12 protein-coding genes are annotated in these 18,644 nt (G+C 60.3%); 1 reads left to right on the top strand and 11 read right to left on the bottom strand.

The features are described from left to right. Nucleotides 1-105: 105 nt before the first annotated feature. From hemE to ACA059_RS01915, 11 genes are all read right to left on the bottom strand, one after another. Nucleotides 106-1,173, bottom strand: coding sequence for a uroporphyrinogen decarboxylase (hemE, locus tag ACA059_RS01965; RefSeq protein ID WP_008149581.1), 1,068 nt, complete (start codon nt 1,171-1,173; stop codon nt 106-108). Nucleotides 1,174-1,424: 251 nt separating this feature from the next. Beyond that, the gene (locus ACA059_RS01960; protein ID WP_008149580.1) at nt 1,425-2,843 is read right to left on the bottom strand and encodes an FAD-dependent oxidoreductase; all 1,419 of its coding nucleotides are present in this window, start codon (nt 2,841-2,843) and stop codon (nt 1,425-1,427) included. Between the two features lie 33 nt (nt 2,844-2,876). Further along, nucleotides 2,877-7,322 (bottom strand): glutamate synthase large subunit, encoded by a 4,446-nt coding sequence (gltB, locus tag ACA059_RS01955; protein WP_497632503.1) that lies wholly within the window; start codon nt 7,320-7,322, stop codon nt 2,877-2,879. 350 nt (nt 7,323-7,672) lie between these two features. Then, nucleotides 7,673-9,274: an AAA family ATPase gene (locus ACA059_RS01950; protein WP_497632502.1), complete on the bottom strand. Its 1,602-nt coding sequence runs from the start codon at nt 9,272-9,274 to the stop codon at nt 7,673-7,675. A gap of 10 nt (nt 9,275-9,284) precedes the next feature. After that, a complete protein-coding gene (aroB, locus tag ACA059_RS01945; RefSeq protein WP_497632501.1) occupies nt 9,285-10,385 on the bottom strand; it encodes a 3-dehydroquinate synthase in 1,101 nt (366 codons plus the stop codon). 151 nt (nt 10,386-10,536) lie between these two features. Then, nucleotides 10,537-11,055, bottom strand: a complete 519-nt coding sequence (gene aroK, locus ACA059_RS01940; RefSeq protein ID WP_010464421.1) for a shikimate kinase AroK — start codon at nt 11,053-11,055, stop codon at nt 10,537-10,539. Between the two features lie 4 nt (nt 11,056-11,059). After that, complete coding sequence (locus ACA059_RS01935; protein WP_497632500.1) at nt 11,060-13,144, bottom strand: type IV pilus secretin PilQ; 2,085 nt, start codon at nt 13,142-13,144, stop codon at nt 11,060-11,062. Nucleotides 13,145-13,157: 13 nt separating this feature from the next. Further along, entirely contained in the window at nt 13,158-13,685 is a 528-nt protein-coding gene (locus ACA059_RS01930) for a pilus assembly protein PilP (protein ID WP_497632499.1), read from the bottom strand. Beyond that, nucleotides 13,682-14,305, bottom strand: a complete 624-nt coding sequence (gene pilO / locus ACA059_RS01925; protein WP_497632497.1) for a type 4a pilus biogenesis protein PilO — start codon at nt 14,303-14,305, stop codon at nt 13,682-13,684. The genes ACA059_RS01930 and pilO overlap by 4 nt, the downstream gene beginning before the upstream one ends. Then, nucleotides 14,302-14,868 (bottom strand): PilN domain-containing protein, encoded by a 567-nt coding sequence (locus ACA059_RS01920; RefSeq protein WP_497632496.1) that lies wholly within the window; start codon nt 14,866-14,868, stop codon nt 14,302-14,304. Before ACA059_RS01920 ends, pilO begins: the two co-directional genes overlap by 4 nt. Then, on the bottom strand, nt 14,868-15,932 hold the full coding sequence (locus tag ACA059_RS01915; protein ID WP_497632494.1) for a pilus assembly protein PilM: 1,065 nt from the start codon (nt 15,930-15,932) through the stop codon (nt 14,868-14,870). The genes ACA059_RS01920 and ACA059_RS01915 overlap by 1 nt, the downstream gene beginning before the upstream one ends. Nucleotides 15,933-16,150: 218 nt before the next feature. Between ACA059_RS01915 and ACA059_RS01910 the strand changes: the two genes are divergently transcribed. Continuing rightward, nucleotides 16,151-18,592, top strand: coding sequence for a penicillin-binding protein 1A (locus ACA059_RS01910; protein WP_497634616.1), 2,442 nt, complete (start codon nt 16,151-16,153; stop codon nt 18,590-18,592). Nucleotides 18,593-18,644 lie beyond the last annotated feature (52 nt).

Genomic DNA, 18,644 nt, shown 5'->3' with positions numbered 1-18,644 from the left:
CTACGGGTGTACGCCGATCTATGTAGGAGCTGCCGAAGGCTGCGATCTTTTGATCTTGATACAAAAACGCCCGGCATAAGCCGGGCGTTTTTTATTGGGCGACGATCACTCGTGATACTGCGCCGACAATTCATGCACCGCGCGCAGGAAGGCGCCAGCGTGTTCCGGGTCGACTTCCGGGGTGATGCCATGGCCGAGGTTGAACACGTGGCCGCTGCCCTTGCCGTAGCTGGCGAGGATGCGGCCGACTTCGGTGCGAATGGCTTCTGGTTTGGCGTACAGCACGGTCGGGTCCATGTTGCCTTGCAGGGCGACTTTGCTGCCGACGCGATCACGGGCGCTGCCAATGTCGCAGGTCCAGTCCAGGCCGAGTGCATCAGCGCCAGCGTCGGCAATGCTTTCGAGCCACAGGCCGCCGTTCTTGGTGAACAGAATGACTGGCACCTTGCGGCCTTCATGTTCGCGGATCAGGCCGCTGACGATTTTGCGCATGTAGGCCAGGGAGAACTCCTGGTACGCCGCCGCCGAAAGACTGCCGCCCCAACTATCGAAGATCTGCACCGCTTGCGCACCGGCCATGATCTGGCCGTTGAGGTAGCTGGTGACCGTCTGCGCGAGCTTGTCCAGCAGCAGGTGCAAGGCTTGCGGGTTGTCGTAGAGCATGGTTTTGGTCTTGCGGTAGTCTTTCGACGAGCCGCCTTCGACCATGTAGGTGGCCAGGGTCCATGGGCTGCCGGCGAAGCCGATCAGCGGCACGCGGCCGTTCAACTCACGACGGATGGTGCTGACTGCGTCCATGACGTAGCCGAGGTCTTTGTGCGGATCAGGAATCGGCAGGGCTTCGATGTCGGCCATCGTGCTGATGACTTTCTTGAAGCGCGGACCTTCACCGGTTTCGAAGTACAGGCCTTGGCCCATGGCATCGGGGATGGTCAGGATGTCGGAGAACAGGATCGCCGCGTCCAGTTGTGGGTAGCGGTCAAGCGGCTGCATCGTGACTTCGCAAGCGAACTCCGGGTTCATGCACAGGCTCATGAAGTCGCCGGCCTTGGCACGGCTGGCGCGGTATTCCGGCAGGTAGCGACCGGCCTGACGCATCATCCAGACAGGCGTGACGTCTACGGGTTGCTTGAGCAGGGCGCGAAGGAAACGGTCGTTCTTCAGGGCAGTCATGTCGGCATCCGGAAAAAAAGTGCGGGCATTTTCTCAGAGCGCGACGCAAAAGGCACGGTTGCAGGTCAGCCTTTTGTCTATCGGGTCAATTTGTCGCGGAGGAACACGAGTTTTACAACGCCACAAAACCAATGTGGGAGCGAGCCTGCTCGCGAAGAGGGCTTCACAGTCAACATCTCTGTTGGCTGATCCACCGCCTTCGCGAGCAGGCTCGCTCCCACAATTAATCCCATTCCAATTTTGGAAAGTGATTAGACGCCCAGGTAATCCAGGATCCCTTCGGCGGCATTGCGGCCTTCGAAGATCGCCGTTACCACCAGGTCAGAACCACGAACCATATCGCCACCGGCGAAGATTTTCGGGTTGCTGGTCTGGTGCTTGTACTGACCTTGTTCCGGGGCCACGACGCGACCCTGACTGTCGGTCTGGATGCTGTGCTGTTCGAACCACGACGCCGGGCTCGGACGGAAACCGAACGCGATGACCACGGCATCAGCCGGGATGATCTCTTCGGAACCCGGAATCGGCTCGGGGCTGCGACGGCCGCGGGCATCCGGTTCGCCGAGACGGGTCTCGACCACCTTCACGCCTTCGACGCGGTCTTCACCGACGATCGCGATTGGCTGGCGGTTGTAGAGGAATTTCACCCCTTCTTCCTTGGCGTTCTTCACCTCTTTGCGCGAGCCCGGCATGTTCGCTTCGTCACGACGATAAGCGCAGGTCACCGACTTGGCGCCCTGGCGGATCGACGTACGGTTGCAGTCCATCGCCGTGTCGCCGCCACCCAGTACCACCACCTTCTTGCCTTTCATGTCGACGAAATCTTCCGGCGACTTTTCAAAGCCCAGGTTGCGGTTGACGTTAGCGATCAGGAAGTCCAGCGCGTCATGCACGCCCGGCAAGTCTTCACCGGCAAAGCCGCCCTTCATGTAGGTGTAGGTGCCCATGCCCATGAACACGGCATCGTATTCTTCGAGCAGTTGCTCGACGGTCACGTCCTTGCCCACTTCAGTGTTCAGACGGAACTCGATGCCCATGCCGGTGAAGACTTCGCGACGATTGCTCAGCACGGTCTTTTCCAGCTTGAACTCCGGGATGCCGAAGGTCAGCAGACCGCCGATTTCCGGGTTCTTGTCGAACACCACCGGGGTCACGCCGCCGCGTACCAGCACGTCGGCACAGCCCAGGCCTGCCGGGCCTGCGCCGATCACCGCAACACGCTTGCCGGTCGGTATGACCTTGGACATGTCCGGACGCCAGCCCATGGCGAACGCGGTGTCGGTGATGTACTTCTCGACCGAACCGATGGTCACCGCGCCGAAGCCGTCGTTGAGGGTGCAGGCACCCTCGCACAGACGATCCTGCGGGCACACCCGGCCGCAGACTTCCGGCAGGGTGTTGGTCTGGTGCGACAGCTCGGCGGCCTGGAGGATGTTGCCCTCGGCCACCAGCTTCAGCCAGTTCGGAATGAAGTTGTGCACCGGGCACTTCCATTCGCAATACGGGTTACCGCAACCCAGGCAGCGGTGGGCCTGATCGGCCGAATGCTGGGGTTTGAACGGTTCGTAGATCTCCACGAACTCTTTCTTGCGTTGACGCAACAGTTTCTTCTTCGGATCTTTGCGCCCGACATCGATGAACTGGAAGTCGTTATTCAGACGTTCAGCCATTGTTAAAACCTCATCAAACTCTTCAGGCGCATATCACTGCGGGTTGGCACGGGTGCTGGAAAGCAACGATTTCAGGTTGGCAGCCTTGGGCTTGACCAGCCAGAAACGACGCAGATAGTCATCGAGGTTTTCAGCGAGGTTACGACCCCACTCGCTGTCGGTTTCCTCGACGTATTCGTTCAGCACGCGTTGCAGGTGGCTGCGATAGGCTTCCATCGCCTCACCGCTGATCCGCTGGATTTCCACCAATTCGTGGTTGACCCGGTCAACGAAGGAGTTGTCCTGGTCGAGCACGTAAGCGAAACCGCCGGTCATGCCTGAGCCGAAGTTGTAACCGGTCTTGCCCAATACGCAGACGAAACCACCAGTCATGTATTCGCAGCAGTGATCGCCCGTGCCTTCCACCACGGTGTGAGCACCGGAGTTACGCACCGCAAAACGCTCGCCCGCGGTACCGGCGGCGAACAGCTTGCCGCCAGTGGCGCCGTACAGGCAGGTGTTGCCGATGATGGCACTGTCCTGAGTCTTGTAGACGCTGCCCTTCGGCGGAACGATGACCAGTTTGCCGCCGGTCATGCCTTTGCCGACGTAGTCGTTGGCGTCGCCTTCGAGGTACATGTTCAGGCCGCCGGCGTTCCACACGCCGAAGCTCTGACCGGCCGTCCCTTTGAAGCGGAAGGTGATCGGCGCATTCGCCATGCCTTGGTTGCCGTGTTTACGAGCGATTTCACCGGAAATCCGCGCGCCGATCGAACGGTCGCAGTTGCAGATATCCAGCGCGAAATCGGCGCCGCTCATGTCGTTGATGGCCGAAGTGGCCATGTCGACCATTTTCTCGGCCAGCAGGCCTTTGTCGAACGGTGGGTTGCGTTCGACCTGGCAGAATTGAGGCTTGTCTGCCGGGATGTGATCGCTACCCAGCAACGGCGTCAGGTCCAGGTGTTGCTGCTTGGCAGTCTGGCCTTCGAGGATGTCCAGCAGGTCGGTACGGCCGATCAGCTCTTCGAGGGAGCGCACGCCCAGCTTGGCCAGCCACTCACGGGTTTCTTCGGCGACGTAGGTGAAGAAATTCACCACCATGTCGACGGTGCCGATGTAGTGATCCTTGCGCAGCTTCTCATTCTGAGTCGCGACGCCGGTGGCGCAGTTGTTCAAGTGGCAGATGCGCAGGTATTTGCAGCCCAGCGCGATCATTGGCGCGGTGCCGAAGCCGAAGCTTTCAGCGCCGAGGATGGCCGCCTTGATCACGTCGAGGCCGGTTTTCAGGCCGCCGTCGGTCTGCACCCGGACTTTGCCGCGCAGGTCGTTGCCGCGCAGGGTCTGGTGAGTTTCGGCCAGGCCGAGTTCCCACGGAGCGCCCGCGTATTTGATCGAGGTCAGCGGCGATGCACCGGTGCCACCGTCGTAGCCGGAGATGGTGATCAAGTCCGCGTAGGCCTTGGCCACACCGGCGGCGATGGTGCCGACGCCCGCTTCTGCAACCAGCTTCACCGAGACCAGGGCCTTCGGGTTGACTTGTTTCAGGTCGAAAATCAGCTGCGACAAGTCTTCGATCGAATAGATGTCGTGGTGCGGCGGCGGCGAAATCAGGGTCACGCCCGGCACTGCGTAACGCAGCTTGGCGATCAGACCGTTGACCTTGCCGCCAGGCAGCTGACCGCCTTCGCCGGGCTTGGCGCCCTGAGCGACTTTGATCTGCAGCACTTCAGCGTTGACCAGGTATTCCGGGGTCACGCCGAAACGGCCAGTCGCGACCTGTTTGATTTTCGAGCTCTTGATGGTGCCGTAACGCGCCGGGTCTTCGCCGCCTTCGCCGGAGTTGGAACGCGCACCGAGGCGGTTCATCGCTTCGGCGAGGGCTTCGTGAGCTTCCGGCGACAAGGCGCCGAGGGAGATGCCCGCAGAGTCAAAGCGCTTGAGCACCGATTCCAGCGGTTCGATCTCGCTGATGTCCAGCGGCGTGTCCAGGGTTTTGACCTTGAACATGTCGCGGATCATCGACACCGGACGGTTGTCCACCAGCGCCGTGTATTCCTTGAACTTGCTGTAGTCGCCCTGCTGCACAGCGGCTTGCAGGGTGTTGACCACGTCCGGGTTGTACGCGTGATATTCGCCACCGTGGACGAACTTCAGCAGACCGCCCTGCTGGATCGGCTTGCGCGGGCTCCAGGCTTCGGCGGCCAGGGCTTTCTGCTCGGCTTCGATGTCGACGAAACGCGCACCTTTGATGCGGCTTGGCACGCCACGGAAGCTCAGCTCGCAGACTTCTTCAGATAGGCCGATGGCCTCAAACAACTGCGCGCCGCGGTACGACGTGATGGTCGAGATGCCCATCTTCGACAGGATCTTCAGCAGACCTTTGGTGATGCCTTTGCGGTAGTTCTTGAACACCTCGTAGAGGTCGCCCAGGACTTCACCGGTGCGGATCAGGTCGCCCAGCACTTCGTAGGCCAGGAACGGATAGACCGCCGAGGCGCCGAAACCGATCAACACTGCAAAGTGGTGAGGATCGCGAGCCGTCGCGGTTTCCACGAGGATGTTGGAATCGCAACGCAGGCCTTTTTCGGTCAAGCGGTGGTGCACCGCGCCGGTGGCCAGGGAAGCGTGGATCGGCAACTTGCCCGGGGCAATGTGACGGTCACTCAGCACGACCTGGGTACGACCGGAGCGCACAGCTTCTTCAGCCTGATCGGCAACGTTGCGGATCGCCGCTTCGAGGCCGACGCTTTCGTCGTAGTTGAGGTCGATGATCGCGCGCTCGAAGCCCGGACGATCGAGGTTCATCAGCGAGCGCCACTTGGCCGGGGAAATGACCGGCGAGCTGAGGATCACGCGCGAGGCGTGTTCCGGCGACTCCTGGAAGATGTTGCGCTCGGCACCGAGGCAGATCTCCAGCGACATGACGATGGCTTCGCGCAGCGGGTCGATCGGCGGGTTGGTGACCTGCGCGAACTGCTGACGGAAATAGTCGTACGGCGTGCGCACGCGCTGGGACAGCACGGCCATCGGCGTGTCATCGCCCATCGAGCCGACGGCTTCGTAGCCTTGCTCGCCGAGCGGACGCAGCACCTGATCACGTTCTTCGAAAGTGACCTGGTACATCTTCATGTACTGCTTGAGCTGGTCAACGTCGTAGAACGCCGAACCGTGGTCGTTGTCTTCCATGGTCGCCTGAATGCGCAGGGCATTCTTGCGCAGCCATTGCTTGTACGGATGACGCGACTTCAAGCGGTTGTCGATGGCGTCGGTGTCGAGGATCTGGCCGGTTTCAGTGTCCACGGCGAAGATCTGACCCGGGCCAACGCGGCCCTTGGCGATCACGTCTTCAGGCTGGTAGTTCCAGACACCGATTTCCGAGGCCAGGGTGATGAAGCCGTTCTTGGTGGTGACCCAACGCGCTGGACGCAGACCGTTACGGTCGAGCAGGCACACCGCGTAGCGACCGTCGGTCATTACCACGCCGGCCGGGCCGTCCCACGGTTCCATGTGCATCGAGTTGTATTCGTAGAACGCACGCAGGTCCGGGTCCATGGTTTCGACGTTCTGCCACGCAGGCGGAATGATCATCCGCACGCCACGGAACAAGTCGATACCACCGGTGACCATCAGCTCAAGCATGTTGTCCATGCTGGAGGAGTCGGAACCGACGCGGTTGACCAGCGGGCCGAGTTCTTCCAGGTCCATCAGATCATTGGTGAACTTGGTGCGACGGGCCACGGCCCAGTTGCGGTTGCCGGTAATGGTGTTGATCTCGCCGTTGTGGGCGAGGAAGCGGAACGGCTGAGCCAGCGGCCATTTCGGCAGGGTGTTGGTCGAGAAGCGCTGGTGGAACACGCAAATCGAGGTTTGCAGGCGCTGGTCGCTGAGGTCTGGATAGAAGGCGGTCAAATCCGCCGGCATCATCAGGCCTTTATAAATGATCGTCTTGTGGGAAAAGCTGCAGACGTAGTGATCGGCGTCGGCGGCGTTGGCCACGGACGAGCGCCGACGTGAGGTGAACAGCTTGACGGCCATGTCCTGATCGCTCAGGCCATCGCCGGCGATGAACACTTGTTCGATCTGCGGCAGGCGCTCAAGGGCCAGGCGACCGAGGACGCTGGTGTCGATCGGCACTTTGCGCCAGCCGACGAGGGTCAGGCCTGCAGCGAGGATCTCGCGGTTCATGTTCTCGCGAGCGGCTTCGGCTTTGACCGGGTCCTGGTTGAAGAAGACCATGCCCACCGCATATTGCTTGGGCAGTTCGACGCCGAAGGTTTCCTGGGCGATGGCTCGCAGGAACACATCCGGCTTTTGAATCAGCAGACCGCAACCGTCACCGGTCTTGCCGTCGGCGTTGATCCCACCGCGGTGGGTCATGCAGGTCAGGGCCTCGATGGCCGTTTGCAAAAGGGTATGACTGGGCTCGCCCTGCATATGGGCTATCAGGCCGAAACCGCAGTTATCCTTGAATTCATCTGGTTGGTACAGACCTGCTTTCATAGACACTTTCTCACCAGGCTGCCTCTTGTCGAGGCAAATTTCTTTTCAATTCAACCACTTACCATCCGCGCCGAACGTACGCCAGCTTTGCGGGGGCAAAAGGGAGGTCATTGTACACACCGACACAGAGGCTCACAAATTTGACGACGAAATGTCGCAAATCTATGTCGCATTTGTGAAAGGTTTAAAGCGATATGCTGTGCTAGTCAAAACTTTTTTAATTCTGACCGCAACGACTCAAAGACTACTGTGACGCAGACACCACAAGGCACGCGGTCTGTAGAGACGGCATGCACTTGTAGAAATTTTGAGGTGCCGGGAGAGGCGGCCTGGGTAAGGCCGCCGAATCTTCAGCGAGTTGTTGCCAGTTCCTGTTGGACGCTGGCGACAGTGCGAGGCCAAGGTTTACCAGCCTGAACCTTCGCTGGCAAGGCCTTGATGGCGGTAACGGCTGCATCGCGGTTGGCGAAGTTACCGTAGGTGATGACGTAAAGCGGCTTGCCATTGAGGACTTTCTTGAAATAACGGTACTCGCCACCCTGCTCTTTCACGAAGCTTTGCGCTGCCGCTTCGGAGCTGGTGCCGAGGATCTGCACCACGTAGTTGCTCGTCGGTTGTCCGGCGTACCAAGTGCCACCAGCGGCCTTGGCCACGGTGGCTGGTTTTTCGGCAGGCTTGGCGGCAGCAGCAGCAGCGGCGGCTGGCTTGGCTGGCGCTGGAGCCGGCTTCACGGCAGGCGCAACCGGGGCTGGCTTGGCAGTCGCAACCTGAGTCGGCGCTGGCGCTGGCTTGGCAGCAGGGGTCGGAGCAGGACCGGCCGACAGACCTGCTGGAGGCGCGGTGGTGGTCACGGTCGGCGGTGTAGCGCTCGAACCTTCGACCGGCACGCCGTCATCGCCTTCGGTGATGCCACCGGCAGCTTCGGCCAACGGACCGCGCATGACCGGCTGCGAGTTGCCGACCAGCGGCAATGGCATCGGTTGCGAGTTACCGGCGAATTCGACGGCAGGCGCGCCGCCGCTATTAGGTTGCGGCGTGCCCTGGCCGAGCGGCAGTTGCGCCTGTTCGTTGACAGGTGCGCCAGTGGTCGGTGCTTTGCTGCGACCCGGCATCAACCAGGCGGCAGCTACCGCGACCACGACAACGGCGGAAATCGCCAATACGTGTTTCTTCGGCATGTTGAACCCCATACTTGGACGCTTCACCGCTGAGCGGCTGGCAATCATGGCTTCGATCATTGCATCGCGGGCAACCTGGTTGATGGTGCCAGGCCAACCGTCGGAGCTTTCGTGAATATCAGAGATCTGATCTGCGGTGAAAAGTTCGATACCCCGGCCGGCGCCTTCGAGCCGCTGGTCCAGATATTCGCGGGTTTCTTCTTCGGTGTAAGGCTGCAATTCGATGACGTGGAAACGCTCTTCCTCGAGGCTCAGCGCATCCAGTTGAGCAATCAACGACGACTCGCCGAACAGGAACACATGCGGGCGACCTTCCGGTGCACCGGCAGCCAGGGCCAGCAAGGCTTCCAGCGCGGACTCATCGAGTTGCTCGGCGTCATCCACCAGCAAATAGACTTCCTGCCCCGTCAGTGCAAGCTGCACCACTTGAGCCAGAATCGCGCCGATCTCGGCCTGGGCGACGTTCAGCGCCTGAGCCACCTGACGCAGCACGCCGGCCGAATCACCGGCGCCACGGGCGGAAACCACCACGCTCTGCACCGACTGTTTGTTGGTGCTGGCCACCAGGGCCTGACGCAACAGCGTCTTGCCACTGCCTTGCGGGCCGGTGACGACCAGCAGCAACTGACTGTAGCGTGCCAGGTGATGCAGCTGCCCCAGCACCGGTTTGCGCTGGGCCGGGAAGAATTTGAAGCCAGGCACCCGTGGAGAAAAAGGGTCATGACTCAACTGGTAATGGCCGAGGAAAGCCTCGTCGGCGTGCAAACTAGTCATCGGGATCTTATTAACCTTTAAGCTGAGCCAGAGCGCGGTAATCCGCTCCCAGCGTGGCCTGTAAAACCTCTTTCGGATAATCGTCGGTCACCACCGCTTCGCCCATGTGGCGCAGCAGCACCAGGCGCAAACGACCGTCGATCACTTTCTTGTCAATTGCCATGTGTTCGAGAAAATCGGCTTCAGTCATCTCTTCAGGCGGAATGACCGGCAGGCCGGCACGCTGGAACAGACGAATGCCGCGATCGCGTTCTTGCTCGCTGATCCAGCCCAGGCGCGCGGACATTTCCAAGGCCATTACGGTGCCAGCAGCGACCGCCTCACCATGTAGCCAAACACCATAGCCCATGTGGGTTTCGATGGCATGGCCGAAGGTGTGACCCAGGTTGAGCGTGGCGCGAACACCGGTCTCCCGTTCGTCGGCACCGACCACCGCAGCCTTGGCCGCGCAAGAGCGCTCGATGGCGTAAGTCAGGGCGACCTGGTCCAGGGCGCGCAGGCGATCGACGTTTTCTTCAAGCCAGGTCAGGAACGGCTCGTCGCAGATCAGCCCGTATTTGATGACTTCAGCAAGCCCGGCGGACAGTTCGCGGGCCGGCAGGGTATTGAGGGTAGCGGTATCAATCAGCACCACATTCGGCTGATAGAAAGCGCCGACCATGTTCTTGCCCAGCGGATGGTTGATCCCGGTCTTGCCGCCCACCGAAGAGTCGACTTGCGACAGCAGCGTGGTCGGGACCTGGATGAAATCGACACCGCGCTGGTAGCAGGCAGCCGCGAAACCGGCCATGTCACCAATCACGCCGCCGCCGAGGGCGATCACTGTGGTGCGGCGATCGTGCCGCGCGGTCAGCAGACCGTCGAAAATCAGCTGCAGGGTTTCCCAGGTCTTGAACGCTTCGCCGTCCGGCAGCACCACGGAAACCACCGAGAACTGTGCGAGGCTGCGGGTCAGACGCTCGAGATAGAGCGGCGCAACGGTCTCGTTGGAGATGATCGCCACTTGCCGTCCGCGAATATGCGGGGCCAGCAGCTCAGGCTGATCCAACAAACCTTCGCCAATATGAATCGGGTAGCTGCGCTCGCCTAGATCGACCTTGAGTGTCTGCATGTGTCCCCACAGTGAAGATGGAATCAGGCGTCCTGCCTTGAATTAACTGATATCCACGGCGCCTGCTGGTGTGACGCCGTTCGGTAGCCATCCGCCACAACCTTGAGCGGCCATGACAGGACGCCGAGGATAGCGCATTTCGCGCTGCGCTTTAACGGGGAGGTAGCTGCTGCAAGCGTTCGAGAATATCGAGTACCACCATTCGCGGCGGCCGCTCATCGGTTTCCACCACCAGATCGGCGATTTCACGATAAAGCGGATCGCGGATCGCCAGCAGATCCCGAAGGGTCTTGGCCGGATCGGCAGTACGCAACAGGGGTCGATTGCGATCGCGGGAAGTGCGGCCCACCTGCTGCTCGACAGACGCATGCAGATAGACCACCCGCCCCCCGGCGTGCAGCGCCCGACGATTGGCCTCGCGCATCACCGCGCCGCCACCGGTCGCCAGCACCACGCCGTCGCACCCGCACAGCTCGGCAATCATCGCCTGCTCGCGGTCACGAAAGCCCGGTTCGCCTTCCTTATCGAAAATCCACGGGATATTGGCGCCCGTGCGCAATTCAATTTCCTTATCGGAATCTTTGAACGGCAGGCGTAGCTCTTTGGCCAGCAACCGGCCGATGGTGCTTTTTCCAGCACCCATCGGTCCAACAAGAATCAAATTTCGCACAGAATCAATGACTCACAGCAATCGCCTGGTTATTCATGATACGCGGAGTGAGAAATACCAGCAGCTCGGATTTTTTCTCCGAAACCACGTCACGCCGGAAAAGGCGGCCAAGATACGGCACATCACCGAGAAATGGCACCTTATCTACAACCTTGCTCTGAGTATTTGAGAAAACCCCGCCAATCACGATGGTCTCGCCGTCGTTGACCAGGACCTTGGCATTGACCTCGTTTTTCTTGATCGGCGGGACATCCTGCACCTTGTTCAGGTAGTCCGGTTCGTCCTTGGTGACCTTGACCTCCATGATGATCCGGTTGTCCGGAGTGATCTGGGGCGTCACTTCCAGAGACAGCGAGGCCTCCTTGAACGACACCGAGGTAGCGCCGCTGGAGCTGGCTTCCTGATAGGGAATCTCCGTGCCCTTGAGGATTTTCGCCGTTTCCTTGTCCGAGGTGACCACCTTGGGCTGCGAAACAATTTCGCCGTTACCGGTCTTCTCCATGGCCGTCAGTTCGAGATCCAGCAGCACGTTGTCGGTGATGAACGCGATGCCGAGCCCCGAGGTGTTGGCGGCGGTGCCCAGGTCGACGAATGGCGAGTTGGTGCTGGTGCTGCCAGGCGTACCGATGGTCGACGAAGCATTAGCCCCACTATTGCTGACGCCCGAGGTGTTCCAGTTACCCTTGTTCTGCAACGAACCGCCCCAGCGCACACCGAGGCTTTTGTCATAGTCGACGTTGGCTTCGACGATGCGCGCCTCGATCATCACCTGACGCACCGGGATATCCAGTTGCGCGACGATACGGCGCAGCTCGTCGAGGCGATCCTGGGTCTGGTAGGCAATGATGTTGTTGGTCCGCTCATCCACCGTGATCGAGCCCCGCTCGTCGGCTTTTGCCTCGGCACTGGTCACCGACTGGAACAGCTTGGCGATATCGGCAGCTTTGGCGTAGTTGACCTGCAACAGTTCCCGACGCAGGGGCGCCAGGTCAGCAATCTGCTTCTGCGACTCCAGTTCCTGACGCTCGCGGGCGGAAATTTCATCGGCCGGCGCCACCAGCAAAACGTTACCGATCATGCGTTTATCCAGGCCCTTGGTTTTCAACACCAGATCCAGCGCCTGATCCCACGGTACGTTCTGCAAACGCAGCGTGATGCCGCCCTGCACCGTGTCGCTGGCTACCAGATTGAGATTGGTGAAATCGGCGATCAGTTGCAGCACCGAACGCACATCGATGTCCTGGAAATTCAGCGAGAGCTTTTCACCGGTGTAGGCGAAGCGTTCGGTGTTGCGTTTCTGCAAGTCATCGACGGTCATCGGCCGGATGCTGACGGTCAGCTTGTTGTCGGTCTGGTAAGTCGAATAATCGAAGGCGCCGCTGGGCTCAATGCTGATCGTGGCCCGATCACCCGTGGCGCTGGCGTTGACGTACTGCACCGGTGTGGCGAAATCCTTGACGTCCAGACGTACACGCAACGGCTCAGGCAATTGAGTCTTAGCGAAACCGAGGATGATCTTGCCGTCGCGCTCCTGAATGTCCGGGGCGATGGAGGGATCCGACAGATCGATGACCACATTGCCTTCGCCCTGAGTACCGCGCTGGAAATCCACCCCCCGAATAGCCTTACCCACCGGCGCATAGGCTTTCGCCGGGGCCGGCGTTGCAGTCGCTGCGCGCGGCGTTTTGGGCGCCGGGCTCGCTTTGTTGGCGCCTTGCCCTACCACCACGAACAGCGTGTTGCCTTCGACCCGTGTGTTGTACGGAGTCAGCTGGGTCAGATTGATGATCAGTCGCGTACGGTCCTTGGCTTCCACCACTGTGGCGCTGCGGGCATTTCCGCCGCCAAGGTCACGATTTTTGCTTTTCAGCTGACTGACGACGCCGGGCAGATCCAGCGCAATCCGTGCAGGCGATTCCGTGGTGTAACCGTGAGGCGGCGGTGGCGGCCCATCGAACGACAACTTCAACTCGACGCGGTCCCCCGGCAGCGCGGCGACATCCAGCGCTTTGAGGTTGGCCGCTAGTACCATCGGCGACAGCAACGCTATCCATAGCGAAATACCGAAGGTTGAGAAAATCCTGTTCATTATTCGAGTTCCACTATGAGTGCTCTTTCAAAGGGATGGTCCGCGGCCGCTCCAGCCAGGCGCCTTCGCCGTCGGGAACGATTTCGACCACATCGACCTGCGAGCCACTGATGGCGACGATCCGCCCATCGTTACGCCCCAGGTAATCGCCGACTTTCAACCGATGCACCCCGCCCGCCCCGCGCAGAAGCGCAAAGGAGCCGGTCGCATTGGCGATCGTTCCGACCATTTCAAACTGCTCGATGTTGAAACCTTCGAGGTACTGCTTGACCCGATTCGGGTCAGGTTTGACGTTGCGCGAGCCGTGTTTCTGGCCGGTCAGATCGACTCTGATCTGTCGGGAAAACGGGCTTCGCAGGTTGGCGGCGCTGTAGGTGAATGTTGGGTAAGACCGAAATGTCGGCGTTGGTTCAATCTTGCCGGGCGCACGCAAACGCATTTCGTTCATGTATGCATCCAGGTCGCTGAAGTCATTGTCGCTGCCGCAACCGGCCAGGCCGGCGACCAACACAACCATCGAAAGACAACGAATCGGGCTCATTTTTGCAGCCCCTTGTCGTTGTAGCGGTAGGTCTTGGCGAGGATGCTCATGCGCAACTTCGGACCACCTTCCGGGTTGGCCGGCGCAAGGTCGAAGTCATGCAGGGTGACAATCCGTGGCAGCCCGGCGACGCCGCTGACGAAGGTGGCCAGGTCATGATAGGCACCGGTGACGGTGATCTGGATCGGCAACTCGATGTAGAACTGCTGCGTGTTCTCCGGCAGCAGTTTGATCTCTTCGAACTCCAGGCCACTGCCCAGGCCGGTGCGAGTGATGTCCTCCAGCAGGCCGGGCACTTCGGTGTCACTGGGCAATTGCCGCAGCAGCACACCAAAGGAGTTCTCCATTTCCTTCATCTGCTGCGTATACAGCTCCAGATTCGCCGCCATGCGGGCTTTGCTGGCGAATTGCTCCTTGAGGGTCGACTCTTCCTCGCGCTTGAGTTCGAGATGGCTCTGAAGGTCGCTGATGGAAAAACTGTAGCCCAGTGAAAGCACCAGAATCATGAGCAGGATACCCGCCAGTGCCTTGATGGCTGGCGGCCAGGAACCCATGTTATTGGTGTCCAGGTCATTGATGTCGATCTTGCGCAGGCCTTCGAACCAGTCAGACAGCCTCATTTGCCGCCCTCCGCAGCGGCGGGCTGAGTCTGACGAACGGTCAGCTGAAAGACGTTGGCCTGATCCAGCTGACCGGCGGTCGTCGCTTTGACTTCCGTGAGGCTGGGCGCATCAAACCAATCGGACGCATCCAGATTGCGCATCAGGTCTGACACACGATTGTTGGACTCCGCCGCTCCAGTGATGGACAGGGACTTGCCGGCCATTTTCACCTCAGTGAAATACACGCCGTCAGGCAGCGTCCGCGCCAGTTGATCGAAAATACGCCCGCTGATCGGCCGGTTGCCTTGCAGGTCCTGAATGATGCGCATGCGCTCGACCAGTTGCTGGCGACGGGACTTCAAATCGCTGATCTGTTTAATCCGCTCGTCGACCACGGCAATCTGTTTGCCGATGTAATCGTTACGAGCCACTTGCCGATCGATAGCGCCACTGATGGCCTGGTTCGCGATCAGCACCGCGCCCACGGCCCCCACCATCACACCGACCAGCGTCAGCAAAAAGCGTTTGCGGCGCGCTTCACGCTGCTCTTCGCGCCAGGGTAAAAGATTGATCCGCGCCATCAGTCGAAACTCCTGAGGGCCAGCCCGCAGGCGATCATCAGTGCCGGCGCATCGCTGGCCAGGGCACCCGCGTTGACCTTGCTGCCTAGGGCCATGTCGGCGAATGGGTTGGCCACTTGCGTCGGCGTACCCAATCGTTGCTCGATCAACCGATCCAGCCCCGGGACCGAGGCGGTACCGCCGGCCAGCAGGATGTGATCAACCGAGTTGTACTGACCGGAGGCGAAGAAAAACTGCAACGAACGCGACACCTGCTGCACCAGCGCATCGCGAAACGGCTGCAACACCTCACTGACGTAATCGTCCGGCAAACCACCCTGCTTCTTCGCCAGCCCCGCCTGCTCAACGGTCAGGCCATAACGTCGCTGGATTTCCTCTGTCAGTTGACGACCGCCGAACAATTGCTCGCGGGTGTAGATGATCCGCCCCTGGTGCAGCACGCTCAGAGTGGTCATGGTGGCGCCGATATCGACCACCGCTACCGTCAGACGCTCCTGAGAAGCAGCCAGTTGGCTCGCCAGCAATCCGTAGGAACGCTCCAGCGCATAGGCCTCGACGTCGACCACGCGGGCTGTCAGGCCGGCCAGGGCCAGGGCCGCTTCCCGGACCTCGACGTTTTCCTTGCGACAGGCCGCCAGCAGCACATTGACTCGCTCGGGGTTGCGCGCAGAAACGCCCTGGACCTCAAAGTCGATGGCCACTTCGTCCAATGGATAAGGGATGTATTGATCGGCCTCGATCTTCAGCTGGTTTTCCATTTCGTCGTCGGAAAGACCGGCGTCCATTTCGATAGTCTTGGTGATCACCGCCGAACCGGCCACGGCCACGGCGACGTTCTTGAGGTTGGTTCTGGCCTTGAGCAGCACCCGCGCGAGTGCCTGCCCTACGCCTTCGAGCTCGGCGATATTTTTCTCGACCACCGCATTGGTGGGCAAAGGTTCCACCGCATAGGCCTCGACCCGATAACGGTCGCCCTGGCGGCTTAGCTCCAGAAGCTTGACCGACGTGGAGCTGATGTCGATCCCCAGAAGCGTGTTGGCCTTTTTATTGAAGAGTCCTAGCACTACCAATTCCCTATGACTATCCGTGTCTTACGGACTCTGTAATATCCGTTGCGTTCAAACCACCCGTCTTGACAGCAGCGCAAATGACGCCGCCGACGGAAAAATGCTTATAATGCCCAGCGTTTTTTTCCGGTTTTTACTTCAAGCGCGGGTCGTTCCCTGTTTATCTGAACCCTGATGCCAAATTCATTCTTTGCCCTGGATGTCCAAAAGCCTTGATTCGTCTGCTGAAATTTTTCGGTTGGTCCATCGTCGCCGTTTTCTGCGGACTGCTCCTCGGTCTTAGCGGCGCCTTTCTCTACCTTAGTCCGGGTTTGCCATCCGTGGAGGCGCTGAGAAGCATCCAGTTGCAGATTCCTTTGCGGGTCTACAGCAGCGACAACAAGCTGATCGCAGAATTTGGCGAAATGCGCCGCACACCGATCCGGTTCGCCGACATTCCCCCCAATTTCATTAATGCGTTACTAAGTGCTGAAGACGACAACTTCGCCAACCACTACGGCGTCGACCCCAGCAGCCTCATGCGCGCGGCCACCCAGTTGGTAAAAAGCGGACACATTCAGTCCGGCGGCAGCACCATCACCATGCAGGTGGCGAAGAACTTCTTCCTGACCAGCGAACGCAGCTTCTCGCGCAAAACCACCGAAATTCTCCTGGCCCTGCAGATCGAACGGCAGTTGACCAAAGACGAGATTCTTGAGTTGTACGTCAACAAGATCTATCTGGGCAACCGCGCCTACGGCATCGAGGCCGCCGCGCAGGTTTACTACGGCAAGTCGATTCGTGACGTCAGTCTGGCCCAAATGGCGATGATCGCCGGCCTGCCGAAAGCCCCTTCGCGCTTCAACCCGCTGGCCAACCCGGCCCGCAGCAAGGAACGTCGCGACTGGATCCTTGGGCGCATGTACAAGCTCGGCAAAATCACCGAAGCCGACTACACCACCGCGATCAACGAACCGCTGAACGCCAGTTATCACGTGCCGACCCCGGAAGTGAATGCGCCGTACATCGCTGAAATGGCCCGCGCCGAAATGGTCGGCCGTTATGGCAGCGACGCCTATACCGAAGGTTTCCGCGTCACCACCACGGTGCCGAGCAACCTGCAGGAAATGGCCAACACCGCGGTCCACGAAGGGTTGATGACCTACGACCAGCGTCATGGTTATCGCGGCCCGGAGTCGCGCCTGCCGGGCAAGACTCGCGAGGCCTGGACAACCGAGCTGACCAAACAGCGCACCATCAGCAGCCTTGAACCTGCCATCGTCACCCAGGTCGACAAGACGGGCCTGCAAGTGATGACCCGTACCGGTGACGAACACGTCGGCTGGGACAGCATGAAATGGGCGCGTCCGTTCCTGAACACCAACAGCATGGGCGCCAATCCGAAGCAGCCTTCGGACGTCGCCCAGGTCGGCGACCTGATTCGTGTGCAGCGCCAGCCGGACAACTCGCTGAAATTCAGCCAGATCCCGCAGGCACAGGGCGCACTGGTTTCCCTCGATCCGCAGAACGGTGCCATTCGCTCCCTGGTCGGCGGCTTCGCCTTTGAACAGAGCAACTACAACCGCGCCATGCAGGCCAAGCGCCAGCCGGGTTCGAGCTTCAAGCCGTTCGTCTACAGTGCCGCGCTGGATAACGGCTACACCGCCGCCAGCCTGGTGAACGACGCACCGATCGTGTTCGTCGACGAGTACCTGGACAAGGTCTGGCGTCCAAAGAACGACACCAACACGTTCCTCGGCCCGATCCGTATGCGTGAGGCGCTCTACAAGTCGCGCAACCTGGTGTCGATCCGCTTGCTGCAAGCGCTGGGCGTTGACCGCACCATCGACTACATCAGCAAGTTCGGCTTCAACAAGCAGGACCTGCCACGCAACCTGTCCCTGGCCCTGGGCACCGCGACGCTGACGCCAATGGAAATCGCCACCGGCTGGAGCACTTTCGCCAACGGCGGCTACAAGATCAGCCCCTACATCATCGACAAGATCGAAAGCCGCAATGGCGACACGCTGTTCGTCGCCAACCCGCCGAGCGTCCCGAAAGGCAACGTCGCCACGGACGGCATCGCCGCCCCTGTCGCGGCCAACACCTTCACCGTCAACGCAACCCCGGGCGAAGCCTTGACCGCCCAGCCAGCGCCACAAACCCCGGCCGTGGCCGAGCGCATCGTCGATGGTCGCACCACTTTCATCCTCAACAGCATGCTCGAGGACGTCATCAAACTCGGCACCGGCCGCCGCGCCCTGGCCTTGGGCCGCAGCGACATTGCGGGCAAGACCGGTACCACCAACGAGTCCAAGGACGCCTGGTTCTCTGGCTACAACGCTGATTACGTCACAACTGTCTGGACCGGTTTCGATCAGCCTGAAAGCCTGGGTCGCAAGGAGTTCGGCGGTACCGTCGCCCTGCCGATCTGGATGAACTACATGGGCGCCGCACTCAAAGACAAGCCGCCACATACGCAGACAGAGCCGGAAGGCATTCTCAGCCTGCGAGTCGACCCGATCAGCGGCCGTGCAGCCACCCCAGGCACGCCAGGCGCCTACTTTGAGCTGTTCAAGGCCGAAGACACGCCACCGTCGGCGAACGAGCTGGGCAACGGCACTGCACCGGGCAGCCCACTGCCTGCGGATGAAGCGGCGCCGATCGATTTGTTCTGATCGCCTGAAGCTGCAAAAAGCCCCGCCTTCGAAAGAAGAGCGGGGCTTTTTA

This window comes from Pseudomonas sp. LBUM1647 (assembly GCF_059716175.1).
This window is presented reverse-complemented; position numbering and strand designations above follow the sequence as displayed.

What these genes read in the sequence shown, in the direction of transcription:
- hemE (WP_008149581.1), bottom strand. Translation starts at nt 1,173, where the DNA reads ATGACTGCCCTGAAGAACGACCGTTTCCTTCGCGCCCTGCTCAAGCAA.
- ACA059_RS01960 (WP_008149580.1), bottom strand. Translation starts at nt 2,843, where the DNA reads ATGGCTGAACGTCTGAATAACGACTTCCAGTTCATCGATGTCGGGCGC.
- gltB (WP_497632503.1), bottom strand. Translation starts at nt 7,322, where the DNA reads ATGAAAGCAGGTCTGTACCAACCAGATGAATTCAAGGATAACTGCGGT.
- ACA059_RS01950 (WP_497632502.1), bottom strand. Translation starts at nt 9,274, where the DNA reads ATGACTAGTTTGCACGCCGACGAGGCTTTCCTCGGCCATTACCAGTTG.
- aroB (WP_497632501.1), bottom strand. Translation starts at nt 10,385, where the DNA reads ATGCAGACACTCAAGGTCGATCTAGGCGAGCGCAGCTACCCGATTCAT.
- ACA059_RS01935 (WP_497632500.1), bottom strand. Translation starts at nt 13,144, where the DNA reads ATGAACAGGATTTTCTCAACCTTCGGTATTTCGCTATGGATAGCGTTG.
- ACA059_RS01930 (WP_497632499.1), bottom strand. Translation starts at nt 13,685, where the DNA reads ATGAGCCCGATTCGTTGTCTTTCGATGGTTGTGTTGGTCGCCGGCCTG.
- pilO (WP_497632497.1), bottom strand. Translation starts at nt 14,305, where the DNA reads ATGAGGCTGTCTGACTGGTTCGAAGGCCTGCGCAAGATCGACATCAAT.
- ACA059_RS01920 (WP_497632496.1), bottom strand. Translation starts at nt 14,868, where the DNA reads ATGGCGCGGATCAATCTTTTACCCTGGCGCGAAGAGCAGCGTGAAGCG.